Below are 26,291 nucleotides of genomic sequence, written 5' to 3'. Positions count from 1 at the left end.
TTCATCGATGAAGTACTTTTGCCCTCTCATCAAGCAACCAGCAATCCGCATAATGGCCTTTGGCAACTTCCCTGCTTCCCGGATATAACTTGCCGCAGACGACCATCGCATGTGGACATCTGCTTGCAAACGCACATCCAATCGGTGGCGCAAACAAATCCGGAGGCGTGCCGGGGATGGGAAGCAATTCTTTGGCCTCATCATCAAGCCGGGGAACTGAATGAAGCAATCCTTGTGTATAAGGATGATGGGGACGATAAAAAATATCCCGCTTGGTGCCTTCTTCAATTATTTTGCCGGCGTACATCACAGCCACTCGGTCGGCTACTGAAGCTACAACCCCAAGGTCATGTGTGATCAAAATGATGCTGACACCTGTCTTTTTCTGGATGTCTTTGAAGAGCTCTAGTATTTGCGCTTGTATGGTTACATCAAGTGCGGTAGTCGGCTCATCGGCAATCAGAATCTGCGGCTCGCATACCAGTGCCATAGCTATGACAATTCTTTGCCGCATCCCGCCGCTGAATTCATGTGGGTATTGTTTCATGCGCAGCTCTGCATTCGGTATGCTTACGAGCTTCATCATCTCCAAGGCTTTTGCTTTGGCCTGCTGCTTCGAGAGCTTGCGGTGCTCCATGATCCCTTCTGTCATTTGCCGGCCAATCGTCATGGTGGGATTCAAGGCGGTCATAGGATCCTGGAAAATCATCGAAATATCGGCGCCTCGTATTTTCCTCATGGAACGGTCATCCATGCTTGCCAGGTCGCTGCCGCCAAACAGGATTCTTCCATTCGTGATTTCACTTGTATAAGCAGGCAGGAGTCCCATGATGCTTTGCGATGTAACGCTTTTGCCGCAGCCCGATTCACCGACCACCGCCAGTGTTTCCCCTTTATGCAAACAAAATGAGACTCCCCGGACCGCCTTCACCTGGCCTCCATATGTTTTGAATGAAACGTGGAGGTCCTCCACTTGCAATATAACTGTCATCTGCCTTACCTCCTAAGCTTTGGATCTAGCGCATCCTGCAAGCCGTCTCCGAGCACATTAAAGCTGAACATCGTCAATGAAATAAAGAATGCAGGAAAAAATAATCTCCACCAATAACCCGACAAGATCACCGGCAGTGCATCATTGGCCATTGACCCCCAGCTTGCCATCGGCGACTGGATTCCAAGCCCGAGAAAGCTGAGAAAAGCTTCGGCGAAAATAGCCGAAGGGACAGTCAACGTCATCTGCACAATGATCAAGCCCATTGTATTCGGCAGCAGGTTTTTCCGAATGATTCTGCCTGTTCCTGTCCCAAATGTTTTAGAAGCGAGCACAAATTCATAGTTTTTGATTTGCAACACCTGTCCGCGAACCATTCGGGCCATACCGACCCAGCCGGTGACAGACAGAGCTAGAATGATTGTGCCCATTCCCGGCCCCATAACGACCATCAATAAAATGACAACCAATAAATAAGGAAGGCCGTACAGCACCTCCACGATCCTCATCATGACGGAGTCCGTTTTCCCTCCCTTGTAGCCGGCAATGCCTCCATAAATCACTCCAATGAAGAAATCGATCAAAGCGGCCATAAACCCTACGAAAAGAGAGATTCGGGCTCCGTACCATGTTCTGGTGAATACATCCCTTCCCAGATCATCCGTGCCAAACCAATATTCAGAAGAAGGCGGCAGATTCTGTTTGGTCAGCTGCTGGGCGCCAACCCCTCCGCTATGGGGAGAAATGTATGGCCCGATGACCGCCATCACAATCAATACAACTAAAGAAAACAATCCTGCCATCGCCAGCTTATTGGCCTTAAGCCGCCGCCAGACATCCTGCCAAAAAGACTGGCTCGGCCGTACAATGGCTTCAGCTTCTGCCATACCGGGATCTGAAGGCAAAAACCATTCATAAGGAATTTCCTCTGTGCTCTTATCTTCTTTTTGGACCAACATGGTTATCGGCCCTCCTTTTTATGTAGCTTGATGCGTGGATCCACTAATCCGTAGGCCAAGTCGACCAAGAAAAGCATAATGATCAACAGGCCGCCATAAAAGACCGTTGTCGCCATAATCACCGGATAATCCCGTGTATTGATGCTTTCCACAAAATAGCGTCCCATTCCCGGGATAGCGAAGATTTTTTCAATGACGAAAGTTCCCGTAAGGATGCCCGCTGCAAGGGATCCCAGCACGGTAATGACCGGCATTAATGCGTTTTTAAGGGCATGCCTGATGACAATCTTTACAGGCGACAGCCCTTTTGCCCGGGCTGTTCTAATATAATCCTGTGTCAATACTTCAAGCATGCTCGACCGGGTCAGCCTGGCGATGATCGCCATCGGTCCCGTGGCAAGCGCCAAAGTCGGCAGTACCATATGGAGCGGGCTTGTCCATGTGGCTGGCGGAAAAATAGGCCAGTGGACGGCGAGTACCTGAATCAAAAGAGTGGCGAGGACAAAGTTGGGCACCGATATCCCCAACACCGCAAACCCCATTGCCAAATAATCAATGACACCGTTATGCCGAAGAGCCGCCAAGGTGCCAAGCGCAATTCCTGAGACGGTAGCCACCAGCAAAGTCAGAGCCCCCAATTCAAAGGAAACCGGAAATCCAGCGCCCAGCATGTCGTTGACATCCTGCGATGACTTAGAGATCGATGGCCCAAAATCCAATGTCACCAACGACTTTAAATAATAGACATATTGGACAGGCAAGGGCTCATCCAAATGGTAAAACGCCTCCATATTCTTTCTTACTTGTTCACTGGTCGTTTTTTCATTATTGAAAGGAGATCCTGGGATGCTGTGCATTAAAATAAAGGTGAGTGTCATAATAACCCATAATGTTAAAAGCATGGCTGTAAATCGTTTAGCGATATATCCGGACATCTCTTTTCACTTCCTAATTGAAAGTCGAGTTCGTAGCTAATTCTGTCATCACAAGCATGGCTTGATAGGCTTCTAGAATATCTTTCGCCTTGAATGACACTTTTGTCGTCCCTTCGTGCCATTCGGTGCCCGGCATAAGGCTGGCCCATTCTGCTTGGCCTTGGTTATTAAATTCGATTGTCAGCAATGGATGTTCTGGCGGGATGAGTGGTTTGACATTCTTTTTGTTGCGGATTGCTTGGACGGTTTTCTCTTGCAGTAACTGATGCGCTTTCTGCGGTGTGAGTGATAATGCCGAGGATCTGGATGTGGTTTTTTTGACAATGGCCGTTGTAATGCCGGGGATGAGTTCGCCCGCTTCATCCGCGGCTCCGTCATCGCCCGCGACCATGATGACCGGGACGCCATAGTGGCCGGCAACATAGGCATTGAAGCCTAACTCCCCGACCTCCACTTCGTTTATGTACATTTTTTTGACAGCGAATACCATCGTATGGGACATGACTCCTTTAGCGGATGCCCGGGCATGGTATCCTACAAAAATAGCTCCATCATATGAGCCATCAAGCCCCTGGACCATTGAAAATGGCTTCACATCGCCGGAAATCAGTTTGGCTTCTGGATGGATTTGCTCAATCAACAGATTATTCATTTTTGAATGGCTGTCATTGACAATGACTTCCGCTGCTTTTTCCTCAAACGCGGCTGAAATGACCGCATTTGCTTCGGCAGTCATAATAGCCCTGCCTCTTTCATAATTATGCTGGTTGGAAAACACGTGCGTGTAATCTACTAAACCAGTAATTCCTTCCATATCAACACTTAGATAGATTTTCATTGCTCCTTCCACTCCCTTCTTATTTAACTGATAATTCATATAATTATAAATTATTACACAATAATCTTCAAGGTCTATTCTTCTTATTTTCTCGGCATCGTTATTCGCTTATTCCGTTTTTCTGAAATGATATTTCCCACTCTTTAAAACATGGTCAAAATGCCCATTTTTCAAAAAACAAACGCTAAAACCTAGTAATTGGATAAGGATTATTGTATTATTGTTTTATCCTGGAAAACAAAAGGAGCTGTCTATATGGTTCAAATGATTATTACTGGTATTATTTGCGGCTTATTATTAGGATTTGTCCTGCAAAGAGGGCGCTTTTGCGTTGTCGGGGCATATAGGGATTTATTGATCGCGCGGGACGGGAGAATGTTCCTGGCGACTTTCATTGTCATTGCCATCCAAAGCATTGGTGTCTTCCTGCTTAAGGATGCTGGATATATCTCGTTGGAAGCGGGGCCGTTCCCTTGGGCAGGCACGCTGATTGGCGGCTTGATTTTCGGTATCGGCATGGTGCTCGCCGGGGGCTGTGCAACCGGTACTTGGTACCGAGCCGGCGAAGGGTTGATCGGCAGCTGGGTTGCTTTGTTTGGCTACATGCTCGGGGCAGCAATGTCTAAATTTGGTGTTCTATCACCAACCGCCAATAAGGTCCTTTCTTATCAGATGAAGGACACTTATATCTTTCAAACATTCCGTGTGTCGCCTTGGCTTTTAGTTTTATTGATCACTCTCATTGTGGGGGGCTTCGTTTTTCGTGAAATGAAGAAACCAAAAATAAAAGTGGCCCGCTTAAAGCCGAAAAAGACGGGCATTGCCCATCTGCTTTTTGAACGGTCCTGGCATCCCTTCTTCACTGCATTGCTTGTCGGCTTGATTGCCATACTCGCCTGGCCGCTGAGTGAAGCAACCGGACGGATGCACGGTTTGGGCATCACAACACCGAGCGCGAAAGTCCTTCAATATGCAGTGACAGGCGACAAAGCCTTGCTGGATTGGGGCGTGTTCCTGGTGATCGGTATTTTTATTGGTTCCTTTATCGCAGCGAAAGGAAGCGGCGAATTCCGTTTCCGCCTTCCTGATAAAAAAACGCTTAGAAACAATGCCATCGGCGGTCTCGCTATGGGATTCGGCGCTACACTGGCAGGCGGTTGCACCATCGGTAACGGCTTGGTGAACTCCGCCATCTTCACCTGGCAGGGCTGGGCATCCATCGTGTTCTTTTTGATCGGCACATGGGTCGCTGTCTACTTTACTATTATCCGGAAAAGCAAAAAAGCAGCCCAATCGCCAGCAACAACAGCCCAAGCATCTTAAAAGAAGAATAAAGGGGTTATCTCCCCATTTTTAAAGGAGGAAAAAGGGATGGAAAAAGTATTGGAAACAACAGGAATGGTTTGCCCATTCCCATTGGTGGAAGCAAAGAAAGCAATGGAAACCTTATCTGCAGGTGATGAGCTGATTATCCATTTCGACTGCACACAAGCAACGGAAACCATTCCCCGCTGGGCAGCCACTGAAGGACATGATGTGACCGAATTCGAACAAACCAGCGATGCACAATGGAAAATAGTCGTCAGAAAAGGCAAATAACTGGATTTCAAATAACAAACGAGGCTGGGACAGAACTAGCTTCAATAATGAAAAAAGTAATGAAAAAAGTGAAATTGAGTGCGCTCAATTTCACTTTTTTCTATTCTTCTCTAATCATCCTTACCTGTTAGCCGTGAATTTCCTTAAATTCACGGCCATTAATGCAAGGCCCATTTCATTTTCAACTTTCGATTTTCCTCGAACTGAAAATCGATTGAAATGCAAATTAGCCTTCAAGAATCCAAAAACTGGTTCCACATCTATTTTTCTTTTACGATAAATGGAACTCGTTTCTTCTTCTGAAAGCTTCGCTCTTACGTATTCTTTTTGTTGTTCCCATTTTTCATTCACCATTACTTTTCGATGGTTTCCTTCTTTTGCTTTTGTACATGAGGAACGCAATGGGCATCCTGAACAGTTTTCACACTCATAAATCTTAAATTCACGTGTGAAGCCTTCTTTATCTGTTCGTACTGAATAATTTTTAAAGACAAGTTGTTGTTGGTTGGGACACGTGTATACATCCTTTTCTTTGTCATACTGCCAATTCGCTGTATTGAATGGGTTTTGTTTATATTTCTTCTTTTGCTCTTTCACGTACATTCCATAGGTAATTAACGCTTCTCGTTTACGATTTGAAAGGATATCATCATAATTCTGTTCACTTCCATATCCTGCATCTGCGACGATGTGCTTTGGCAACTCAAAATAATGTTGTTCAATTTGGTCTAAGAACGGGATTAATGTACGGGTATCAGTTGGATTCGAAAAGAGGCTGTAGGCAAGCGCGTATTGTCCTTCTGTTGCCACTTGTACATTATAACCGGCTTTCAATTGACCATTTTTCATATAATCATCTTTCATACGCATAAAGGTCGCGTCGGGATCTGTCTTTGAATAACTATTTCGTGTGCCGAATATTTCAAAGTCTTTTTGATATCTCTGTTTTCGTTGGATATGGTCCATTAATTGTTTTCGTGCTTGTTTTGGGAATTTCCGTTCACTTCTCAACGCTTTTCGCTCGGCTCCATTCGTTGATGCCTCTATTTTTTGATCGTACTCAGAAATCACTTCATCTACTTTTTCAACGATTTGAGTGAGCTCTTCCAACGTTAACTCTTCTTCACTTTCCTGTACAATTTGAGGCATGATTTCATTTTTAAGCAGCTCTTTATATAGATGATTTGATTTTTCGATTAATCCCTGATGATACTTCTCGATGGATTTCTTCCAAACAAACGTAAACTTATTCGCATTCGCTTCAATCTTCGTTCCATCAATAAAGATGGCTTCTTGATCAATGATTTTTTCTTGGACGAGCTGGCAACGGAATTGAACGAAACATTGGCGGATTAATTCTTTTACTTCAGGTTGAACACGGAAACGGTTGATGGTGCGGTAGCTTGGTTCATATCCTTGCGCCAGCCACATCATACGAATACTGTCCTTTAAAAGGGCTTCTATTTTCCGACCTGAAAAGACAGATTGTGTATAGGCACATAGGATAATTTTCAACATCATGCGTGGATGATAGGCAGGACAACCCTCATTCCGCAGAAATGGTTCAAACGCTTCATGAGGAATACTTTCAACTAAGTGGTGTACATGGAAGGCGATATCATTCTTTTGTAATCTGACTTCTAAATCTAAAGGCAAAATTAATTGATTCATGTTATAATCTTTAAACATAAGGACACTTCTTTCTGTTTGGTTTTGTGTGGTAACTTAATTTTAACAGAGAATGTCCTTATTTTATTTTGAAAAAAATCAAAGCCGGTGAAATTTTACTCATTGTAAAATTTCACCGGCTTTTTCATTTTAGAGGAGGGTTCTGTCCCAGCCTCGTTTGTTTATGGATTCATTCAATCGAATGTGAGCTTCATCAATTGGCACATCCGGCAGGCCGCTTCATAAAGTAGGGCAGGGGCGTGTTCCATCGCTTCCTCCAGGGACATCGGTCCATTCACGATCGGAAGGATGGCATCGATTCCTTCTCGTTTCGCCACATTGGCATCTATATCCACTTTGCCTGTAAAAGCGACCACTGGCTTGCCATGCCTTTTGGCCAATTTGCCTATCCCTCCAGGCACTTTGCCATGGAGGGATTGTTCATCCATTCTGCCTTCGCCGGTAATGACTAAGCTGGCATTTCGAATCAAACCGTCTAAATTTATCTTCTCCGCCAACAAGTCAAAGCCGCTTGAGAAGCGGGATGGAAAGAAACTATGGAACGCAAACCCAAGCCCTCCTGCCGCTCCGCTGCCAATAAGTCCCGAACAATCCTTGTGAACTGCGCCGGCAACAATCCGGGCGTAATGTTCCATATTCCTTTCAAAAGCCGCTCTGTCTTCTGGCTTCAATCCCTTCTGCTTGCCAAAAAATGAAACGGCTCCTTTTTCTCCTAAGAGTGGATTGGTGACATCGGATGCAACTTCGATGGAAACATCCGGCAGTCCGCTGAGCGAAATCGAAGCAACTTTTCCGAGGGAAGCTCCGTTCGGCTTTAAACGGCTTCCCTCCTTATCGAAAAAAGTAGCTCCCAGTGCTTCAAGCATGCCCATGCCTCCATCTATGACGGCGCTTCCTCCCAATCCTACGATTATTTTCCGGGCTCCTTTGGCAATTGCCGCCTGCATCAGCTGGCCTGTACCATAGGAAGTGGCTTCCCATGGATCCAGCTCTTCTTCTTTCAACAATGTAATCCCGGAAGCAGCCGCACATTCTATGATGGCTATTTTATCTTCTTCCACCCAACCATAATGAGCAATTATCTGCCGCCCAAGCGGGTCTGTGGCTTCTTCCCGAATCCATTCTCCCCGGCCGCCAGCCAGGAAGGCGGCAACCGTCCCTTCCCCGCCATCCGCAATAGGAATCGTAATGGCGTTATCCATTCCATAATCTAGCAAAGCTGCTTTAACCGCTTCTGCGGCTTCCATGCTCGTTAAGGATCCTTTGAAGGAATCGATTGCAATTACTATACTCATCGTCTAAACACTCCTTTTGCCGATCGTATCGCTGCTTTACACTTTTTGCTGTTTGAGGGGAACAGAAAGGCTGGTCCAATCATCGCCCGCCAACTGTTTAGCTATATAAACAATCTGGCCTATGTGATATGAATAATGCACCATTTGCTTTTCTAGCGCTTCAATTACGGAATGGGGTTCTTGCTGGATTGTAACTGTCTTCAATAAGTCCGTATCCCGCAAACTTTCCAAAGCGGCGAAGAATGTATTCCAACCCAAATTCCAGCTTCGCAGCATATCCTGGCGATTCGAAAAATGCTGGATGAACTCCCCATCGCGATTGCGGCTTTCTTTTTCTCCGTCACTTGTCAGAAAATCTGTCCAGCGCGAAACCATATTGCCGCTTAAGTGCTTCACAATCACGGCAATACTATTGCATTGTTTGCTCTCATGCCAGAACAGTCCGCTGTCGCTTACCTGGCTGAAAGCGCCCTCCGCCAGTTTTTTCATGTCATTGATCCGCACACGGACCACGCGTAAATATTCTTTTCCAATCATCCCGTCCTACCCCTTTCTTTACACTGTCACTTAACCTATTCTTTAAGAGAGTAAAGAAATCCTATGGAAAATGAGAAAAAAATAATTACAATTCTGTTACTTTGTTATATATTAAGTATAACAGATAAAACTTTACCCGGGGTCTTTCCCCTCTGTCCATTTGTTGGACAAATAAGATTCTTGCTGCTGCTTGATCACTAGCTTAACGCCAGTAAAAATGAATGAAGACAACTAGGAGGTCCTTGCTCTTGTGGATGGAAATCAATTTTGAATCGGAAACGCCTATTTATACGCAATTGGTTCAAGCGGTCATGAAAGGAATCGCTGCAGGCGAACTCAAAGCCGGTGATGCTTTGCCTTCTGTACGGTCGCTTGCAGGAGATCTTGGGGTCAATATGCTGACTGTCAACAAAGCCTATCAACAACTTAAACAAGAGGGCTTTATAACGATCCATCGAAAAAAAGGGGCCATCATCGAAAGTGCGGAAGCTCGGGCAGCTTCAGAGGGCCAGCTGCAGAGAATGGCAGAGAAAATGTACCCAATTATGCTTGAATCGATTTGCCGAGGCCTCACTCTAGAGGATTTTCAGCGGCTGTCCGCTACTGTCTACCATCAAATTTCAATTGAAAAGGAGTAAAGAAAATGGAAGGTTTACTGCTGTTCATTCTATTGTTGCCGGCAATCCTGCTCGCCGCAACCATTCCTTACCTTACCCGGAAGACTGAGCTATTCGGTGTTTCGCTCCCAGAAAGCGTATCGAGGAGGAGCGATATCAACCGCATGAGAAAACAATATGCATATCGGACCGGAATTGCTTCCATTCTGCTTACCGGATTGATCGTTGCCGGACATTATCTCTATCCAGCCTATTTAACGGAGAACATAATGGCCGTCATTATTTTGATCCCCATCGTGGTTGTACCTGCAGCCTTCTACGTTCCTTCCCATAAGGAACTGAAAAAGCTGAAGTTTAAAGAAGGATGGTTCACCGATCAACATACCGAGAGAAGAATAGTGAATACTTCCTTCCGTTCCCAAAAGCCTGTCTATTCCTTTTACTGGTTTGCTATCCCTGCCCTTGTCATACTAGTGACAGCGCTATTAGCTTATGTAAAATACGATTCATTGCCAAGCCGGATTCCTACACATTTTGATTTCCAGGGAAATGCAGATGGGTATAGTGCCAAAACCCCTATGTCGGTCGCTTCCATTCCGCTTATGCAGGCCTTTCTGCTGGTCGTTATGGTCGGGGTCAATATCGGCATTATGAAAGCCAAACAACAGATTGACTCATCCAACCCCGGTAAATCATTGGAGCAGAATCTGGCCTTCAGAAGAATATGGTCGGGGTATTCAATTATTGCCGCTATTCTCATATCCGCACTCTTCCTTATGATTGAATTAATCTCTTTCGGTATGTTCCCTGAACGTGCAGGAACATACATCTCTTTGGCTTTGGCCTTTCTCCTGGTCGTCGGGGCTATTATCCTATCATTCAAAACCGGTCAAGGCGGAAGCCGGCTTAAGGGTGCAGCCGGGAAAGAAACGGCATATACCAATACAGATGATGATGAGCATTGGAAAGGAGGAATCTTCTATTGGAACAAAAACGATCCTTCCTTCTTCGTGGAAAAGAGATTCGGCATCGGCTGGACATGCAATTTTGCCCATCCTCTGTCTTGGATTATATTGGGCGGAATCATTCTAGTGCCTATTCTGTTGTCCATCCTATAGTAGATTCTCATGAAAATACAAAGCTATATTCGCACAAAGGTATTTTTTCTAGCGCTTATCCTGGGCGCCTACCTGTCCCCATCGTGGATGACTGTCTATATCGGTGGCATTTCCCTCTTTGGGGCGTTTATGCTATATACCGGATTGTGCTTTATTCCTTTGAAGCAAGCTGGCACAGCCGCCCCAGAGTGAACAGACAATTAATCCACCTATTATCATCGAATGTCCGGTAATGCAAAAAAGCCGCTAACAAATAGCGGCTTTTAATAGATGTTCTTATTTATAAACTTTCACGCGGTCTGAAATTGGATTGAATTGTTTTTCCCCTGCTTCTGCCACTGGTTTGCCGAATGGCATTTGCGCAGTCAGCTTCCAGCTTGAAGGAACATTCCATTCAGCAGCAACAGCTTCATCGATCAACGGATTATAATGTTGCAGTGAAGCCCCGAATCCTTCCGCTTCCAATATTGTCCAAACCGCTAATTGCAGCATACCGGTTGAATGTTCGGACCAAATTGGGAAATTATCGCTATAAGCCTCAAATTGTTTTTGCAGGGCGGCAACTGTCTCTTGTTCTTCAAAGAACAGAACAGTACCGTATCCAGCCTTGAACAATTCCATTTTCTGCTCTGTGCTCGCAAATCCTTCCGCCGGAACAATCTTTCTGAGTGTTTCTTTTGTTATATCCCATAAACGGTCATGCTGTTCCCCCAAAAGGACAAGGACTCTCGATGTTTGCGAGTTGAACGCAGAAGGTGAATAGTTCACCGCATGCTCAATGGCTTCTTGGATTTTTTCGTCAGAAATAGGCGCTTCCTTGCTAATTGCATAAATAGAACGTCTGTCTTTCAGTGCACTATAGATATCTTTACTCATTTTTCATTTCCCCTTTGTTAAGTTGATTAAATTTGTAAATCATCATCTCACACAAGCACTAATGAAATACGATTCCCAGATGGATCCTCCGTATAATAGATGCCATTTTGCATTTCCAACGGAGCACCGAACGCTGTTAAAGCAGCTTTTACCTTTTCCATCTCTTCGTGGGAAGCGATGGCTATGGCGAATTCCGCCAATCCGGCGCTATTCTCACTGGCCTTCGGAGCACCCGTGCCATTCCACGTATTAATGCCAATATGATGGTGGTACTTGCCTGTTGATAAAAATGCTGCCTCGTTGCCAAACTGGCTGACTACTTCATAGCCTAATGCATCGCCATAAAATGACTCAGCCTCTGCCAAATCGGCTACATGCAGATGGATATGCCCCATCTTTGTCGCTGCCGGCATCCTTGTCCATGGCTTCCCCTCACCCTCTGCCAATACATTTTCAGCGTCAAGCTCGATGGTCGCCATATCAACCTGGCCATTCTTCCATTTCCAACTCTCTTTCGGACGATCACTGTATACCTCGATGCCATTCCCATCCGGATCATTAAAATACAAGGCTTCGCTCACTAAATGGTCGGCGGCGCCAAGCGGATATCGATTTTTGGCAAGATGGAGCAGGAATCGCCCCAAGTCAGCCCGCGAAGGCAGCAGAATGGCAAAATGATAAAGGCCAGTAGCCCTTTTTTCTTTTGGCCCTACTGCGTTTGGCTGTTGAAGAATAATAAGAGCTTTTTCTTCGTCTGTACCCAACTTCACTTCTTTATCAGACTCCTCCACGATTTTAAATCCAAGGAAATCTGTATAAAAAAGAAGCGACTTTTCCAAATTAGTAACGTTTAATCTTACATGCTGAATAAATTTATTCGGTGATGTATGGAACCCCAATCGCTTCATCCCCTTTTAACTAGGGTAAGTTAGTTACTTTATGTAAGTAAGTATACATTTATAATTTTAATACGTCAAGTAAGCAGTTGAAAAATAGTAATTATTTTGTTTTTTGTAATTATCCTGTATAATTAGCCCTAAGAGGTGAGGACAATGTATGATTCACGTTTATGTCCCAAGTTCGAAAAAGCAATGAGTATAATCAGCCAACGTTGGACCGGCCTTATTGTTTACCAACTATTAAATGGCGGCCCGCAGCGTTTCAGTGAAATAGAAGCAAGCATTACGATCAGCGGAAGAGTGCTTTCCGACCGGCTAAAGGATCTGGAGCAATCAGGAATTGTAAAGAGGGATGTCTACCCGGAAACGCCCGTACGGATTGAGTATTCATTAACGGACAAAGGACGAGCTTTAAAACCGATCTTTGAGTGTGTGGAGACGTGGTCCCAAGACTGGGTGACTTTAGACGAGGAAGACAAAGGATGAGGATCAGCAGCAAAAAGTCCGTGCTCCTCTAACTTAATAAGGATTAAAATGAACCCCTAAGTTGTGTTTTTAATCAAACTTAGGGGTTCACTTTGCTATTACTATTTATCTAATAAGTACACATATAATAAATTTGAAGCTAAAGAGCTCTTGTTTAAAATCTAAACTTTTTTACATCCTCTTATTCTCCAAAAAGAAACTAAGCTCGATCATCCATAAGACATCGAGTTTATATGTATGTGTTACAAGAAGGTTTTTAAGAACTGCTTAAAATGGGAGTAAATTAAAGAAAGAACGCTTTTTTCTGATTGGCTGAGGATTATTGCTCCAAATAGGTTTACCTTCCATTACTAATCTTGCATTCTCTTTCAAATAGGAAACATACTCTGAACCGAACTTTTTCTCGATTACCTTATATGCGTCTTTCATTTTGCAACCCCTGCTTGTGACATTATGGGCATCTGATGCAATGAAATGCACTAGATTCGCTTCAAACATTTGCATAGAAAACGTTTGAATCTTTTTGCCGAATGCTCCTACTATACTGGCCGCTGTTACTTGCATGAAAATGCCCTTTTCGACCATTTCATAAACAAGCTCCGGCTGTTCTAGTAGCTTATGATTTCTTTCCGGGTGAACAATGATCGGCAAAATTCCTTCAAATTGCATATTGCACAACAACTGATTCGCATACATTGGCACATGATTCGAAGAGAATTCGATCAATACATACTTTCCATTATCATTCATCGTCAGGATTTCGCCATTATGAAATCCATCAATTACTTCACCATGAATACGGCACTCTTGCCCGGGAAGAACTCGAATCGGTATACCTGCTCTCTCAATCTCCCTATTTAACTCTTCTACTTTAAGTAAAATAGAGTTTTTATCGTTTTCAAATTTTCCGTTCCGATGATGCGGAGTCGCTATAATCGTTGAAATCCCTTGCTCAACCGCTTGCCTTGCCATCGCTAAGCTGTCTTCCAACGTTTGAGCGCCATCATCAATACCAGGTAATATGTGTGAGTGAATATCAATCATTCTATGTCACCCTTTCAAAAATCACGTTAGTTCCTATTTCTTTTGTCTGTCTATTTTATAAGAGAATCGACTTTTTGTATCACAGCTTCTTGCAATGTACTTAGCATAAGGTCACTTGCTTCATTTGAGTCACCACGAACCGCAAAATAAATTTTGATTTTCGGTTCTGTTCCTGACGGCCTTAAGCAGAACCAAGAGCCGTCCTCGCAATAAAACTTAAGCACATTTGACTTTGGCAGTGTGATAGCACCTGATTTACTCCATAAAGTTACGCACATCTTTTGGACTTTGACTTGTTACGGAGTCTTATCCCTTTATAGAGCCTTTGTATCAGATTTCTGTTCGTCGAGCCAAGATTTTATTCCATGCTTTCTCCAGCCCCTACCTCACGATAATTACCTTGCGCTTCCTTAGTGGTTGGTTGATGTGTACCCCCCACAACGGACTTTCACCCTCTAGATAGTTGCCATGCCTTACACACGTAAAAAAGCCCGTCTCACAATGAGACGGGCCACAATATCAATTTCATTTATCCAAATATCCATTTGGGTGGTTTTTATGCCACACCCAAGCATTTTGGATGATTTGAGAGATATCAGTATGCTTCGGATTCCATTTTAAAATGGTCTTCGCTTTATCACTAGAAGCAATTAATGTACTAGGATCCCCAGCTCTTCTTTCACCTTGTACGACATTGATTGGCAAACCTGTTACCTCTTTTGCCGCATCAATGATTTCCTTCACCGAATAACCAGTTGCACTACCTAAGTTAAAGATATTACTTTCGTTACCTTCTGATAGGTACTCCAACGCTAAAATATGTGCATCAATTAAGTCCACTACATGGATATAATCACGAATACATGTGCCATCCTTTGTATCGTAGTCATCTCCAAAAATAGTGATGTTTTCTCTCTTACCTAGGGCTGTTTGTAATACTAATGGAATCAAGTGAGTTTCGATTCGATGATCCTCACCGATTGTACCATCTAAACAAGCACCAGCTACATTAAAATAACGAAGTGATACGAAACGGATGCCATATGCTCCATTTGCCCACTTCATCATTTTTTCCATCATCAGTTTAGATTCACCATATGGATTCGTTGGATTAGTCTGCTCCTTTTCCGTAATTGGGATACATTTAGGCTCTCCATATGTCGCAGCTGTAGATGAGAAGACAATTTTATCTACGTTTCTTTTCTTCAAAACCTCAAGCAATACCAACATGCCATATGTATTGTTGTGGAAATACTTCAATGGATCCACCATTGATTCACCAACTAGTGAGTGTGCCGCGAAGTGCATAACAGCATCGATGTTTTCTTTTTCAAATACTTCATCTAAAAATGCTTTGTCACGCATATCCCCGATGTAGAAGGAAACGTTTGAAGGAACAGCTTCCTTATGACCGGTTTCTAGGTTATCCACAACAACAACCTCGTAGTCTTTTTCCAACAATCCTTTTACTGCATGTGAGCCAACGTAGCCGGCTCCGCCGATTACTAGGATTTTCATAATGATTCTCCTATTCATTTGTACAATTTCAATTCATCTAATAATTATTTTAAGGATTCTTCTACTTCTAAAATTGGGATTCCTGCCTCACATCCAATAGAATAATATTCTACACCTACATTCTCCGTATAATCGCTATACTTCTTGAAGCATGTCCATAACCATATTCAGAAATATACTAAATTAATGTTTCTATTTTTTACAATTTCCTTATTGTTTTTTATCCAACTAGCTCCAATACATCTTCACGCATCACTCGTTTCAATACATCCTCACGCATTGATGCTAATTTTTCTTGACTGTCCACTAAATTCTCTCCAACAACACTAAAATAGAATTTAATCTTTGGCTCTGTACCAGATGGACGCAATGTAAACCAAGAACCATCAGAGAATGTATATTTCAAGACATTAGATTTTGGTAACCTTAACGGAATCTTTTCTCCAGTTGCCAGTAAGGTACGTTCACTAGAATGATAATCTTCTACTGCTTCTACGGTCTTACCTGCAACTTCTTTTGGTGGATTATTGCGGAATTCTTCCATCATACGATGGATTTGCTCAGCACCTTCTCGTCCTTTTAACGTCATTGATACCAAATCTTCTCGGAACCATCCGTATTTTCCATTGATTTCCAACAATCCTTCATATAACGTTTTCCCCAGAGATTTATAATACGTCGCTACTTCACAGATGAATAAAGCAGCTTGGACTGCATCCTTATCGCGTACAAAGTCTCCAATTAAATAACCGTAACTTTCTTCATATCCAAACAAGAAAGTATGATTTTTATTTTGTTCAAATTCATTGATTTTCTCGCCAATGAATTTGAATCCTGTCAATGTATCAATTGTCGGCAGACCGAATTCTTTACCAATTTCACGACCGATCTCAGACGTAACAATTGTTTTAACAATAATACCATTCTTAGGCAACGTCCCATTTTCACGTTTCTTCATTAGCAAGTAATGTAACATTAGGGCACCTGTTTGATTGCCTGTTAAAATGACATACTCACCTTTAGGATTTTTAACCGCTACACCTAATCGGTCAGAATCCGGATCTGTTCCTATTAAAATATCCGCATCAACTCGTTCTCCATATCGAATAGCTAATTCAAACGCTTCATGCTCTTCTGGATTTGGTGATTTAACTGTGGAAAAAATCGGATCAGGCAACTCTTGTTCCTCTACAATGGTCACATTGGAAAATCCCATAGAAGTTAACCCACGGCGAACCGGTTTATTTGATGTTCCATGAAGTGGAGTAAAGACAATCTTTAAATCTGCTCCATGTTGTTGGACTAATTTCTTATCCAAAATCAATGTTTGTAATTGATCATTATAGGCTGCATCTATTTCTTCTCCGATTGTTACTAACAAACCAGAAGCACGTAAAATCTCTTCCTCTGCTACTTCAATTGTTAATTCATTTTTTATATTCTCTACATAACGAATGATTGTATCTGCAACCTCCAATGCAATTTGACCGCCATCTTCACCATACACTTTAAATCCATTGTATTGTGGCGGGTTATGACTCGCCGTCAAAACAATTCCCGAAAAGGCGTTTAAATAACGGACAGCAAAAGATAATTCCGGTGTTGGACGCAGTTCATCGAATACATATACCTTAATCCCATGCTTCCCTAATACAAAAGCTGCCTCCATCGCAAACTCTGGAGATTTATGACGGCAATCATAGGCAATAACGACGCCACGTCTCTTTGCTTCCTCTCCATTTGATAGAATATACTGAGCCAAACCTTCCGCGGCACGACGCACTGTATAGATATTTAATCGATTGGTACCAGGTCCAAGTTCTCCGCGCATACCGCCTGTACCAAATTCTAAGTATTTATAAAAACAATCTTCAAGTATTTTTTCATCGTTTTTCATGTCTGCTAATAAGTCTTTTAATTCTTGATTTAATTCAGAATATTTTTCCCATTTTTCTAATTGTTGCTTCCACATTTCTATTTATTCCTCCCAAAACATATCATTTATGGATGTGATACAATCCATTCCAAACAACCATTAACTAAAATAGGATTCACTTTATTTGGCAAAATGAAATGACTGCCTTTTTTCAATTGGTACTTTTCCCTATTAACAGTAATAGTGCCTTCACGAGAAAGAACACTTACAGTCATATAACGATAAGTTGTATCAGAATTTTGTTGCGTTTCTAACACCAACACACCGGAACAGGGCATGAATCGTACCACTCTCTACATAAAAAAGGGCACCTTTCTTAACAGGTACTCGCTGAATCAATTCATTCCATTTTCCTGTTTGAATCATTGAAATAAATTCTTCTTTTGCTGACGGCCCAACATCCGCCAATGTTTTCACTAGGTAATTCATAACCAAACTGGTTAGTGCATTTCCTCCCCAAATACGCTCTTGGAAAACTGGTTTCATAAATAACGGCTGCATTTACATTACTCCTCATCACACAAAAAGCCTTTCGTCCCTAATGACGAAAGGCTTTTTTATTAATCTTAATGATTTAAAGAAGGTCTATTTATAATTTATTTGATAACAATCCGCCTCAATGTCAGACCAATCAAAGTATTTTCGTTCTACATCTCCTTCAACAATCGGAAACCCTGTTTGTATCTCAATAAGCTCTAAATCAGTAATGGCGTTTAAAACATGATTTTTACCATCTGGAATGGTCAATATATCTCCCTTTTTAACAACACGAATATTGCCATTTAAAACAAAGTTTCCTTCACCATTTACGATTGTCCATACTTTTTCATGATTTTTGTGAGAATGATAACTGATATGTTTGCTTGCTTTTACGAATATGCGCTTTGTCACATTTTGTGTACCATCATCATACTTCGCATAATCAAGAACACGGGAATAACCCCAGCGATGCTCCTTATACATAGGAGGCTGATTTAATCCTTCAACTACTTCTTTAATCTTTTGACTTGCCATTTTATCAGATACTAAAATACCATCCGAACTAACTGTAACAACAGCATTTTGAATATCCATAACCGTTACTGGAATATGTAATTCATTAATAATATGTGTATCACGACAATCTCCCCACCTATAAACATGGCCAATACTGTCCGAACCCATTTCTTCCGTTAACGTATTCCATGTTCCAAGATCTTTCCAGTATCCTTCATACCCAATTGCTGCAATTTTTTCTGTTTTCTCTACAACCTCATAGTCGAAGCTAATTTTCGGTAATGAACTATATTGTTTCAATAACTCACTATATACTACTGGCAAGTTTCTTTTTTTAATCACATTAATCATAGAACCTAATTTAAATGCAAATACACCACTATTCCATATAGCGCCTTCCTCGATTAAAGATTCAGCTTCTGTCTCGGTTGGTTTCTCTTTAAAGTAACTTACCGTAATTACACTATTACTTACTGAAGAAGGGACAATATAGCCATATTTGGAAGAAGGATAGGTAGGATTAATACCCAATAAAGCTAAATCTGCATCTGTTGTCTTTAATACTTCCTCTAAATCTAAAACTCGTTTAAAAAAGGCATCATCTACATAAGGATCTACTGGTAAAACAGCCACGATTTCCTCTTCATCTACACCTTCTTCAGATAATAAAAAAGAAGCCGCTAACGCAATTGCTGGAAACGTATCACGGCGCTCCGGTTCCACAATTATTTTAACATGCTCCCCAATTTGACTCTTTATCATATCTATTTGCGATTTACTCGTAGCAATAACAGCATTCTCGGCAACACCTAAACGTTCCAACTGCCCCCAAACACGTTGCACCATCGACTCTAATTCATTTTCTTGATTCGATAACACTTTTAAAAATTGCTTTGAACGTGAATCATTAGATAACGGCCACAGACGCTTTCCTGATCCTCCTGATAGTAAAACTAAACGCATCGAAACACTCCTTCTCTTATTTAAAAGCCTGCATTTTTGGACTTACCTCTGTCAATTAGACAGCACTAAAAAACTATGCAGCCATCTGGCATCGATATTCTATCGGAGCTAGGTGGCTGAGAATTGCTGGTAATTGTAATAATAAATGTATTCCTCGATTGTTTGGATTAATTCCTATCCAGCTTCACAATGCCACAGATAGAACCACTTACTTTTTAAGTGTAAAAAGAAAGATTCGATTCATGCATTTTCATGGCAACCATTGCAGATTCCATAAGTATCTGCGATTCCTTGATAGCTATTCTCTCCGCGCAAGTAGGCTTGAACGGCTTGTAATTTTAGTTCATTTGAATTTTTTTATTTATTTTGAACTTAGAAAGAACCCCTCCAAATAGAATGTATCACCATTTTAAATCAATGGTTTTTTATACTTTCTACTTAAAGGGGATAATATCATCCATAATAGTTTTTTTAATTCGTATAACTCTTTATTTCTTGAAATCATAATATATATATAACTAGCTACTATATAAAAAATACCGCCAACTACAATTTGAACCAACAAACTTAATAGATTTATAGACATATAGCTCTGAATCAATCGAATAAAACAGAACATCATCAATCCAATAATATAAAACATATATCCATTTAAATAATAAGAAAATATAGATATTTTTCGACTAACTATAATTATTTGATATACCATCAATGTTAATTCTGCACAAATTGTACCAATTACTGCACCCATAGCACCATATCTTCCTATTAGCATAGCATTAACAACTACATTTACTACTGCGGCCAGTATTGATGAAATAGTGTATTCTTTATCCATTTGATTTGGTATCAGATATTGTGTCCTAAGTATATTTCCCAAAACGCTAAAAATCAAAGCAGGAGTTAAATAAGTAATAATTTCCCCACATTCAGTAAACTCAGAGCCCCAAAATACAGGAGCAAATACTGGTCCAACTGCAGCTAATCCAAATGATAAAGCAGAAGCAATAATAGCTACATATAATATAGTTTTAGATAAATATTGTTTACTCTCATTTGCTTTACCTTCAGCAACTAAGTTAGAAATTCGAGATAACATTACTACTCCTAGTGCGCGTATTAAACTTTTAGGTATACTTATTATTTTATCAGCATTTTCATAGTAACCAAGTTCTTCCATATCGCTTAATAAGCCCAGCATTAGTTTATCCATCATTGTAAAAATACTAATAGCTAGAACTGGGATAAAAAGGACTATATTGGGTTTAATGTGAACTAATACTTCTTTTAATGTTGGTCGAATAAAATAAATTCTCTTTCTCAAAAAAGGGAAAACCGAAATTTGACCGATTAAAGTTCCACCCGCCATAATAAATGTGTAAGCAGCGAAATCATCTTCCGATTTAACAAAAAGAAATATGGCCAATAAAGTTGCTACTTTAATTATAGTATTTCTGGTAACAGTTATCTTAAACTCTTCTATTCCAAAAAAGAACCAAGTGATATCAAAAATATTAGATATGACTAAAAATATCAGAATCAAAGCAATCTTATAATTTGACCCAGAATAACATATTAAATAAAGTATATATATGACTACGACAATAAACGAAATAGCTACTTGTAAAGTATAGATACTAATAAACGTTCTACTTAAAAGTTCTTTATTATTTCTGACTTGTGCTATACTTCTACTTCCATATTTTGAAACTCCGAGAGCTGCAAATATAACAAAATAATTTGCAATAGAAAAAGAATAAGAGTATACCCCTATTAGACTTGGCCCTAACACCCTGGAAATATACGGTGAAATTATTAAAGGGATTAAAACAATTAAAATTTGGTAAGAAATATTATATATTAAATTTTTTTTCAAACTAGGCATTTCTAGGTTCCTCCTGTATCAACTTCCTACCATATAATAAAATTGCAAAAAAAAAAGACTTATTAAATAAGACTAATCTTTGTTTCTACTAGACTGGAACATATAGTTAAAGTCCTGAATATTTTTTTGTACTTATAATAATATTCTCATGCAGTGGTTGAATAAACTAATTTACAACATTCATCTAATCAGCAGACTAAAGTCCCCCAATTAATGTAATTGAGGTTTTACAAACCTAGATTCCACTTTGAACAATAACAAATAATAATGTTTTTACATTTTGATCAAAAAGAATTAAATTAAAAATTCTGGTATCTCTTTAATTAAATCATTATATATCGCCTTAGCTATTTCATCACTCGTCATTTTGTCACTATTATATGTTTTAACATCTGGTTTTTCTAAAAATTGCGAATCAAACTTTCTCTTCATGTTCTCAAATTGATATTTATCTAGTATGTCATTCTTTCGAGCAAGCGATGTTGTAACATCACAATGCAAATAGTATATTTTCCTAGGTCTAGGAAAGAGATATCTATATAGCAATTCTGCAATAATTTTCCTAAGACCTGTAGTATTAATATACGATTCATTTACAAAACGATCAAAAAGAACAATTTGTTGAGGATTAAATCTATTTTTTAAATAGCGTTTCCACATTTCAAAATAAACAATAATAGTACAAATCAAATTTGGAATGACGCCCTTTGGTACATGGGTATTATACTTACTAGCCCATTTGCCTTCATAATTTCGAAATCCTATATATTGAACTGTAACTTTTTCACCCATTAGCTCGTTTAACTTTTCTACTGTTGTAGATTTTCCAGATCCATCTACTCCTATTAAACATATAGATTTCTTTGAAAAAGCATTTCTAACTTTTGCAATTCTTGATATTATTCGCAGTTTATTATTAAATGTCAAAGCAACTATTTTACATTTTCTCAATTTTTTTGTATTCAAGATAGCCTCTTTAACCTCTGTAATCGACTTAGAAATATTAGTGTGATCATTTAGTATTTTTGAAATATACGGCAACAAAACGTTGCACAAATCACAATAAACAGATTCTTCAACCCTAACCGCCTTTTTGGCATCCTCGTACATTCTTTGTAGACGTGTCAAGCTTTCAGAAGAAATATCGCCTTTATCAAAAACTAAGTGCAACATAAAAATTGTTAGCGCATCATAAGGATTAGCTCCATACAAGTGTGGTATAATTTCTCTTTTTTTGTTAAAAACTAATGTAGCTTTTTCTAATTTTATATACTCTTTACCAAAATACAAATCATAAACAATATCTAGTTTAAATGTTTTTGTCGGTGTAAAATAAAAGAACTGTCTATGGGGAAATTTAGTAGTATTAATTTGCGGGGCATACCACCCTAAATCTAAAAGTAATTTATGTACTCGCTTCTCGTCTTTTGGATGTACAAATAAATCAATATCTTTCGATTCTTCAATATCATTAATAGGTAAATATCCTCGTAAAATGACACATTGAATATCTAAACTGCTCATTTTCTTAAAAGTTTTATTCAAAACGTCATTCATTTAATGTCCTCCATTTCATTTGTTCTTTAAATTAACTACTACAAATAATCCAGTTATTCATCTTTTATCAAAAGTATCCGTATTCTTCTATATATCCACTTTAAAGTAATCTATTACATTCCATAAAATCCTTTATAGTTTTCTCGCATTTTTCAAAGCAGTCCGTCCATCTATCTCTGTACATCATCATTATAAATACTTTAAAATAGAATTTCTTATTTTCTTTATCATATTGCAGATTAAATATCTTATAATATTCATCTAATACATCATCATAAGAACCATTTAAAAATTCATCTAATAATTCCTGATTCTTATTCAAAGTCACTTCATTCAAAATAAAAGTGAACATATCATAAAAAACAGGAAAAACAGCACTTCGTTCCCAATCAATTATTTTCAAATCTAGATTTTCATCTAATAATACATTGGATTTCCATAAATCGCCATGCATTCTCACAAAGGGAACCTCACAGTTTACTTCATCTCGAGAGAAACTTTCATACAATTTTTCAATAAATCGATATCTACGATCAGGTTTTAAATTACTTATTTTTATATATTCTACCTGATTATTTTCTTTACAATACTGAAAGTAAGAAAAATAATAGTATAATATTTTTTTGAAATTATTTCTTGTATTTTCTATTTTTTTGAATTTAACTAATTCTTCAATGATATATCTTTTTTTATCATTAAAATTATAAATAGTGGGCATAGGAAAAAAACGTTTATAATAAATCATACTTTCTTTACGATTTTTGAAACTTTCATAATCACTAAACACAGTTAATACATAGTTATTAGTATAATCAAATATTTTATACTCTTGTTTTGATGAAGTTAATAAAACTAATTCACCTTGGATTCTTTTATTATCTGTTTGTAAAGGTATGAAAAATTTTTTTAAAATCCTTTCGGTGATTCCTAAATTTACTTTGTTATATTTTATATCAAACATATTACTAGCCAGTATATTTGATATATCATATCGATCTTCTAAGTAAACTATTGTTCCTGTCTTATTAACTTTATACACTCCATTTCGTAAAAACTCGGCATTTTGATAAACAATTTTATTGTACCGACCAAGAGCCATTCTTAATAATAACTTTAAACTATCCCGTATCATTGGAATCTCCCTATTTCAGCTATGAGTTAATCCGTTAATCCATTTTTTCTTCCGATGTTTTATTAGACAAGTAAAGTGCATTTTCTTCTCGCTTATATAGAATGCATCCTAAAATAAGCATTATTAAAATCCAATAAAATGAATTCGTTAAAGAATGTGAAGTTAGCATATTCAAAAAAGAAAATGTCATAAATATAGAACCATATAAATGTTTTCTTGCTAAATCATAATAATTCCAAACGAAAAATACTAATCCAACAATGGAAAGTTCAAGCAAAATTTTTATTAAGTCCATTTCAAGACTCCGCCCCATAAAAACTGTTGAAGAACCAAAGCCAAAGCTACTATAGCTACTATTTAAAAGATTACTTAAAAAATAACTTCGACCCATCGTTAATGAAGTTGCATCAACACTAAAAATATTATAAAAAACATTACTAAAGCTAGGGGTTAGCAAGAAATAATAAACGATCGTCCCTACAATGAAAACTAATTTCAAAAAATTAATGTATCTTTTGGATACAAATTTATCTGTCTCAAAAAATAATGAATATATAAACAAGAAAATGGCAAAAATAATAGCCAACCTCTTAAATGTAATAATCGCAAAGAGAAGGCTTACTAACATTAATATTTTACTTTTTCGATAATACATAAAGAATGCACATAATGCTATTGATGTACCAGCAGCATAATGGGATTCAAATGGGGAATATGATGTTGAAAATGATATACTAGTAAAATTAGCTATCGAAAATGTATCAATACCAATTTCTAAAATATATCCTATTATCGAAACTACCAAAGTTGTAACCATACAATAATATATATCTTTGTATTCAAAGGTATTCATTATACAAAACACATAAAACAGGGGGATTAACATTTTAACAAGTTCTGATATTGTTTGTGAAGTAAACATTCCTTGAAATAAGGAAAGCAACAATGAGATAAATAAAAATACTATTATTACAGTCCCTATTTTTTTTATCTCATATAAATACAAAAGACCATTTTTCTTTTTTCGAATCTGTAATATACAAAAAGCTATACCCATAATAATTACTACGTATTTTAAACTTCCCAAGAATCCAGCATCTATTTTTTTTGATTCATAAACAGCATCTGTATATGCGTGTAATGTAAATGCTACAATAAAAATAAAAATATTTATTGCTCGAACAATACTTCTATCTATATTCATACATAAAACCTTCCTATTTGTTTACAACTGATCCTTTAAAAATTAGCCATATTTTTTGAAATTTTTGTATTTTAATGAGTGAAACAGAATAACCAAAACTTCTAAATGGAAAACTATTAACAACATCTGTATCCATCTCTTTTTCATAATTAAATTTCTATTACGTAGAGAAACGCTTAAAGCAACTCGGTAATCAGCTTGTTTTCTTTTCTTTTTTACATAGCTAACTCTTTCTAACATATTGTATGGAGAAAATTTCTTACATACATTTGCAGCATTTATAACCACTGTATTTGCCATACAGATACTAGAATATACTTTGAAATCTCTGGATGTCGATAATTTCCTCACAAAGTCTCTAATCCACATATTAATAGTATCCATATCTTGATCTTGCGTCTTCATAAATTTACTAGTTGTTGATAATCCTGTCACATCAAAACAATACAAATATTCGTTACATATTCCACTTTTTAATGTTGCTCCTAAGCATTCAAGAATAAATTTTAAGTCCTCTGCCATAGTGATACCAGGAGTAAAGCGAATTGAATTTTGTTTTAGTAAATTAACATCTATTAATGTTCTCCAGCAAACTCCAAAAATATTTGTATCTGAAATCTGTAACATATGTTCGATAATATCTATATTATTTGCATAATCATTCCTTTTACTTACCTGAGATAACTGATCTATTGGCCTACTATCTCCATTTTTCTTGATCTCCTCATAATTACAAAAAACCAACGATACCTTTCGACGTTCTGCAATTTCTATTAGTTTTTCATACATATCTGATTTAATATAATCATCAGAATCAACAAAGGCAATATATTCGCCACTAGCTATTTCAATGCCTTTATTTCGAGCAATGCTAACTCCTTCATTTGGTCCACTCACAACAATTATTCTAGAATCTTTATTTTGAAGTTCTCTGCAAATCTCTATGCTATTATCCTTGGATCCATCATCTACAAGAATAATTTCAATATTGCTGTATGTCTGATTCAAAATACTCTGGACACATCGTTTAAGAGTATTTGATGAGTTATAGACTGGTACAACTATGCTGATTTTTTTACCAAATTCCGACATAACTTGGTCCTTTCTTTATTTATGAATACCACGAACAACTTACCTTTTTTAGAAAATAAATACTATTTGAATCTATTTTCCCCTTCACTACACTTCCTGCATCCGATTGACACTCTTCTGGTATA

Annotated in this window: 26 protein-coding genes; 5 read left to right on the top strand and 21 right to left on the bottom strand. The window is 38.7% G+C overall.

Annotated features, from left to right (window positions below):
• Nucleotide 1: 1 nt before the first annotated feature.
• The 4 genes from BN1765_RS07440 to BN1765_RS07425 form a co-directional block, all read right to left on the bottom strand.
• On the bottom strand, nucleotides 2-991 hold the full coding sequence (locus tag BN1765_RS07440) for an ABC transporter ATP-binding protein (RefSeq protein WP_050614521.1): 990 nt from the start codon (nucleotides 989-991) through the stop codon (nucleotides 2-4).
• A 5-nt stretch (nucleotides 992-996) separates the two neighbouring features.
• Nucleotides 997-1,878, bottom strand: coding sequence for an ABC transporter permease (locus BN1765_RS07435; protein ID WP_390621193.1), 882 nt, complete (start codon nucleotides 1,876-1,878; stop codon nucleotides 997-999).
• A 74-nt stretch (nucleotides 1,879-1,952) separates the two neighbouring features.
• Nucleotides 1,953-2,885: an ABC transporter permease gene (locus tag BN1765_RS07430; protein WP_050614519.1), complete on the bottom strand. Its 933-nt coding sequence runs from the start codon at nucleotides 2,883-2,885 to the stop codon at nucleotides 1,953-1,955.
• A gap of 13 nt (nucleotides 2,886-2,898) precedes the next feature.
• On the bottom strand, nucleotides 2,899-3,723 hold the full coding sequence (locus tag BN1765_RS07425; RefSeq protein WP_050614518.1) for a M55 family metallopeptidase: 825 nt from the start codon (nucleotides 3,721-3,723) through the stop codon (nucleotides 2,899-2,901).
• Between the two features lie 255 nt (nucleotides 3,724-3,978).
• On the opposite strand from BN1765_RS07425, the gene BN1765_RS07420 reads away from it, so the two are divergent.
• Together BN1765_RS07420 and BN1765_RS07415 are read left to right on the top strand one after the other, a co-directional pair.
• Entirely contained in the window at nucleotides 3,979-5,046 is a 1,068-nt protein-coding gene (locus BN1765_RS07420; protein WP_187119429.1) for a YeeE/YedE family protein, read from the top strand.
• Between the two features lie 48 nt (nucleotides 5,047-5,094).
• The gene (locus tag BN1765_RS07415; RefSeq protein ID WP_050614517.1) at nucleotides 5,095-5,322 is read left to right on the top strand and encodes a sulfurtransferase TusA family protein; all 228 of its coding nucleotides are present in this window, start codon (nucleotides 5,095-5,097) and stop codon (nucleotides 5,320-5,322) included.
• A gap of 120 nt (nucleotides 5,323-5,442) precedes the next feature.
• Here the strand turns inward: BN1765_RS07415 and BN1765_RS07410 are convergent, their stop codons facing one another.
• The 3 genes from BN1765_RS07410 to BN1765_RS07400 form a co-directional block, all read right to left on the bottom strand.
• Nucleotides 5,443-7,011, bottom strand: coding sequence for an IS1182 family transposase (locus tag BN1765_RS07410; RefSeq protein WP_050614516.1), 1,569 nt, complete (start codon nucleotides 7,009-7,011; stop codon nucleotides 5,443-5,445).
• Nucleotides 7,012-7,184: 173 nt separating this feature from the next.
• Nucleotides 7,185-8,306: a glycerate kinase gene (locus tag BN1765_RS07405; RefSeq protein WP_050614515.1), complete on the bottom strand. Its 1,122-nt coding sequence runs from the start codon at nucleotides 8,304-8,306 to the stop codon at nucleotides 7,185-7,187.
• A 36-nt stretch (nucleotides 8,307-8,342) separates the two neighbouring features.
• On the bottom strand, nucleotides 8,343-8,843 hold the full coding sequence (locus tag BN1765_RS07400; protein ID WP_050614514.1) for a DUF1572 family protein: 501 nt from the start codon (nucleotides 8,841-8,843) through the stop codon (nucleotides 8,343-8,345).
• 254 nt (nucleotides 8,844-9,097) lie between these two features.
• Here BN1765_RS07400 and BN1765_RS07395 point away from each other — a divergent pair, with 254 nt between their 5' ends.
• The gene (locus BN1765_RS07395; RefSeq protein ID WP_230199568.1) at nucleotides 9,098-9,481 is read left to right on the top strand and encodes a GntR family transcriptional regulator; all 384 of its coding nucleotides are present in this window, start codon (nucleotides 9,098-9,100) and stop codon (nucleotides 9,479-9,481) included.
• Between the two features lie 5 nt (nucleotides 9,482-9,486).
• On the top strand, nucleotides 9,487-10,578 hold the full coding sequence (locus BN1765_RS07390) for a DUF1648 domain-containing protein (protein ID WP_050614512.1): 1,092 nt from the start codon (nucleotides 9,487-9,489) through the stop codon (nucleotides 10,576-10,578).
• Between the two features lie 276 nt (nucleotides 10,579-10,854).
• Here the strand turns inward: BN1765_RS07390 and BN1765_RS07385 are convergent, their stop codons facing one another.
• Both BN1765_RS07385 and BN1765_RS07380 read right to left on the bottom strand, forming a co-directional pair.
• Nucleotides 10,855-11,454, bottom strand: coding sequence for a nitroreductase family protein (locus tag BN1765_RS07385; RefSeq protein WP_050614511.1), 600 nt, complete (start codon nucleotides 11,452-11,454; stop codon nucleotides 10,855-10,857).
• Nucleotides 11,455-11,501: 47 nt separating this feature from the next.
• Entirely contained in the window at nucleotides 11,502-12,353 is an 852-nt protein-coding gene (locus tag BN1765_RS07380) for a VOC family protein (RefSeq protein WP_050614510.1), read from the bottom strand.
• Between the two features lie 153 nt (nucleotides 12,354-12,506).
• On the opposite strand from BN1765_RS07380, the gene BN1765_RS07375 reads away from it, so the two are divergent.
• Complete coding sequence (locus BN1765_RS07375; protein WP_050614509.1) at nucleotides 12,507-12,839, top strand: winged helix-turn-helix transcriptional regulator; 333 nt, start codon at nucleotides 12,507-12,509, stop codon at nucleotides 12,837-12,839.
• Between the two features lie 267 nt (nucleotides 12,840-13,106).
• On the opposite strand, the gene BN1765_RS07370 is transcribed toward BN1765_RS07375, so the two are convergent.
• From BN1765_RS07370 to BN1765_RS07325, 12 genes are all read right to left on the bottom strand, one after another.
• Complete coding sequence (locus tag BN1765_RS07370) at nucleotides 13,107-13,883, bottom strand: tyrosine-protein phosphatase (protein WP_050614508.1); 777 nt, start codon at nucleotides 13,881-13,883, stop codon at nucleotides 13,107-13,109.
• 50 nt (nucleotides 13,884-13,933) lie between these two features.
• Nucleotides 13,934-14,161: a hypothetical protein gene (locus BN1765_RS19495; protein WP_075050787.1), complete on the bottom strand. Its 228-nt coding sequence runs from the start codon at nucleotides 14,159-14,161 to the stop codon at nucleotides 13,934-13,936.
• Nucleotides 14,162-14,408: 247 nt separating this feature from the next.
• The gene (galE, locus tag BN1765_RS07365; RefSeq protein ID WP_050614507.1) at nucleotides 14,409-15,401 is read right to left on the bottom strand and encodes a UDP-glucose 4-epimerase GalE; all 993 of its coding nucleotides are present in this window, start codon (nucleotides 15,399-15,401) and stop codon (nucleotides 14,409-14,411) included.
• Nucleotides 15,402-15,621: 220 nt separating this feature from the next.
• On the bottom strand, nucleotides 15,622-17,373 hold the full coding sequence (locus tag BN1765_RS07360) for a phospho-sugar mutase (RefSeq protein ID WP_050614506.1): 1,752 nt from the start codon (nucleotides 17,371-17,373) through the stop codon (nucleotides 15,622-15,624).
• A 29-nt stretch (nucleotides 17,374-17,402) separates the two neighbouring features.
• The gene (locus tag BN1765_RS20665; protein WP_326544671.1) at nucleotides 17,403-17,552 is read right to left on the bottom strand and encodes a hypothetical protein; all 150 of its coding nucleotides are present in this window, start codon (nucleotides 17,550-17,552) and stop codon (nucleotides 17,403-17,405) included.
• A 16-nt stretch (nucleotides 17,553-17,568) separates the two neighbouring features.
• Nucleotides 17,569-17,838 (bottom strand): hypothetical protein, encoded by a 270-nt coding sequence (locus BN1765_RS20730; RefSeq protein ID WP_050614505.1) that lies wholly within the window; start codon nucleotides 17,836-17,838, stop codon nucleotides 17,569-17,571.
• 84 nt (nucleotides 17,839-17,922) lie between these two features.
• The gene (locus BN1765_RS07350; protein ID WP_050614504.1) at nucleotides 17,923-19,296 is read right to left on the bottom strand and encodes a sugar phosphate nucleotidyltransferase; all 1,374 of its coding nucleotides are present in this window, start codon (nucleotides 19,294-19,296) and stop codon (nucleotides 17,923-17,925) included.
• Between the two features lie 409 nt (nucleotides 19,297-19,705).
• Complete coding sequence (locus tag BN1765_RS07345; protein ID WP_050614503.1) at nucleotides 19,706-21,181, bottom strand: oligosaccharide flippase family protein; 1,476 nt, start codon at nucleotides 21,179-21,181, stop codon at nucleotides 19,706-19,708.
• A gap of 294 nt (nucleotides 21,182-21,475) precedes the next feature.
• Complete coding sequence (locus BN1765_RS07340; protein ID WP_050614502.1) at nucleotides 21,476-22,738, bottom strand: nucleotidyltransferase family protein; 1,263 nt, start codon at nucleotides 22,736-22,738, stop codon at nucleotides 21,476-21,478.
• A 100-nt stretch (nucleotides 22,739-22,838) separates the two neighbouring features.
• On the bottom strand, nucleotides 22,839-23,870 hold the full coding sequence (locus tag BN1765_RS07335) for a phosphotransferase family protein (protein ID WP_050614501.1): 1,032 nt from the start codon (nucleotides 23,868-23,870) through the stop codon (nucleotides 22,839-22,841).
• Between the two features lie 34 nt (nucleotides 23,871-23,904).
• A complete protein-coding gene (locus tag BN1765_RS07330) occupies nucleotides 23,905-25,074 on the bottom strand; it encodes a hypothetical protein (protein WP_050614500.1) in 1,170 nt (389 codons plus the stop codon).
• 42 nt (nucleotides 25,075-25,116) lie between these two features.
• Nucleotides 25,117-26,166 carry a glycosyltransferase family 2 protein gene (locus BN1765_RS07325; protein WP_050614499.1) on the bottom strand — a complete coding sequence of 350 codons (1,050 nt, stop codon included), beginning with the start codon at nucleotides 26,164-26,166 and terminating at the stop codon, nucleotides 25,117-25,119.
• Nucleotides 26,167-26,291 lie beyond the last annotated feature (125 nt).

This window comes from Bacillus testis (genome assembly GCF_001243895.1).
Classification (GTDB): domain Bacteria; phylum Bacillota; class Bacilli; order Bacillales; family DSM-1321; genus Bacillus_AD; species Bacillus_AD testis.
Note: the sequence above shows the minus strand (reverse complement) of the source record. Positions and strands in the feature narration are given on the sequence as shown.

Excerpts from the sequence above, each read along its gene's own strand:
- BN1765_RS07440 (WP_050614521.1), bottom strand. The coding sequence starts at position 991 with ATGACAGTTATATTGCAAGTGGAGGACCTCCACGTTTCATTCAAAACA.
- BN1765_RS07435 (WP_390621193.1), bottom strand. The coding sequence starts at position 1,878 with ATGGCAGAAGCTGAAGCCATTGTACGGCCGAGCCAGTCTTTTTGGCAG.
- BN1765_RS07430 (WP_050614519.1), bottom strand. The coding sequence starts at position 2,885 with ATGTCCGGATATATCGCTAAACGATTTACAGCCATGCTTTTAACATTA.
- BN1765_RS07425 (WP_050614518.1), bottom strand. The coding sequence starts at position 3,723 with ATGAAAATCTATCTAAGTGTTGATATGGAAGGAATTACTGGTTTAGTA.
- BN1765_RS07420 (WP_187119429.1), top strand. The coding sequence starts at position 3,979 with ATGGTTCAAATGATTATTACTGGTATTATTTGCGGCTTATTATTAGGA.
- BN1765_RS07415 (WP_050614517.1), top strand. The coding sequence starts at position 5,095 with ATGGAAAAAGTATTGGAAACAACAGGAATGGTTTGCCCATTCCCATTG.
- BN1765_RS07410 (WP_050614516.1), bottom strand. The coding sequence starts at position 7,011 with ATGTTTAAAGATTATAACATGAATCAATTAATTTTGCCTTTAGATTTA.
- BN1765_RS07405 (WP_050614515.1), bottom strand. The coding sequence starts at position 8,306 with ATGAGTATAGTAATTGCAATCGATTCCTTCAAAGGATCCTTAACGAGC.
- BN1765_RS07400 (WP_050614514.1), bottom strand. The coding sequence starts at position 8,843 with ATGATTGGAAAAGAATATTTACGCGTGGTCCGTGTGCGGATCAATGAC.
- BN1765_RS07395 (WP_230199568.1), top strand. The coding sequence starts at position 9,098 with ATGGAAATCAATTTTGAATCGGAAACGCCTATTTATACGCAATTGGTT.
- BN1765_RS07390 (WP_050614512.1), top strand. The coding sequence starts at position 9,487 with ATGGAAGGTTTACTGCTGTTCATTCTATTGTTGCCGGCAATCCTGCTC.
- BN1765_RS07385 (WP_050614511.1), bottom strand. The coding sequence starts at position 11,454 with ATGAGTAAAGATATCTATAGTGCACTGAAAGACAGACGTTCTATTTAT.
- BN1765_RS07375 (WP_050614509.1), top strand. The coding sequence starts at position 12,507 with ATGTATGATTCACGTTTATGTCCCAAGTTCGAAAAAGCAATGAGTATA.
- BN1765_RS07370 (WP_050614508.1), bottom strand. The coding sequence starts at position 13,883 with ATGATTGATATTCACTCACACATATTACCTGGTATTGATGATGGCGCT.
- BN1765_RS19495 (WP_075050787.1), bottom strand. The coding sequence starts at position 14,161 with ATGTGCGTAACTTTATGGAGTAAATCAGGTGCTATCACACTGCCAAAG.
- galE (WP_050614507.1), bottom strand. The coding sequence starts at position 15,401 with ATGAAAATCCTAGTAATCGGCGGAGCCGGCTACGTTGGCTCACATGCA.
- BN1765_RS07360 (WP_050614506.1), bottom strand. The coding sequence starts at position 17,373 with ATGTGGAAGCAACAATTAGAAAAATGGGAAAAATATTCTGAATTAAAT.
- BN1765_RS20665 (WP_326544671.1), bottom strand. The coding sequence starts at position 17,552 with ATGACTGTAAGTGTTCTTTCTCGTGAAGGCACTATTACTGTTAATAGG.
- BN1765_RS20730 (WP_050614505.1), bottom strand. The coding sequence starts at position 17,838 with ATGCAGCCGTTATTTATGAAACCAGTTTTCCAAGAGCGTATTTGGGGA.
- BN1765_RS07350 (WP_050614504.1), bottom strand. The coding sequence starts at position 19,296 with ATGCGTTTAGTTTTACTATCAGGAGGATCAGGAAAGCGTCTGTGGCCG.
- BN1765_RS07345 (WP_050614503.1), bottom strand. The coding sequence starts at position 21,181 with ATGCCTAGTTTGAAAAAAAATTTAATATATAATATTTCTTACCAAATT.
- BN1765_RS07340 (WP_050614502.1), bottom strand. The coding sequence starts at position 22,738 with ATGAATGACGTTTTGAATAAAACTTTTAAGAAAATGAGCAGTTTAGAT.
- BN1765_RS07335 (WP_050614501.1), bottom strand. The coding sequence starts at position 23,870 with ATGATACGGGATAGTTTAAAGTTATTATTAAGAATGGCTCTTGGTCGG.
- BN1765_RS07330 (WP_050614500.1), bottom strand. The coding sequence starts at position 25,074 with ATGAATATAGATAGAAGTATTGTTCGAGCAATAAATATTTTTATTTTT.
- BN1765_RS07325 (WP_050614499.1), bottom strand. The coding sequence starts at position 26,166 with ATGTCGGAATTTGGTAAAAAAATCAGCATAGTTGTACCAGTCTATAAC.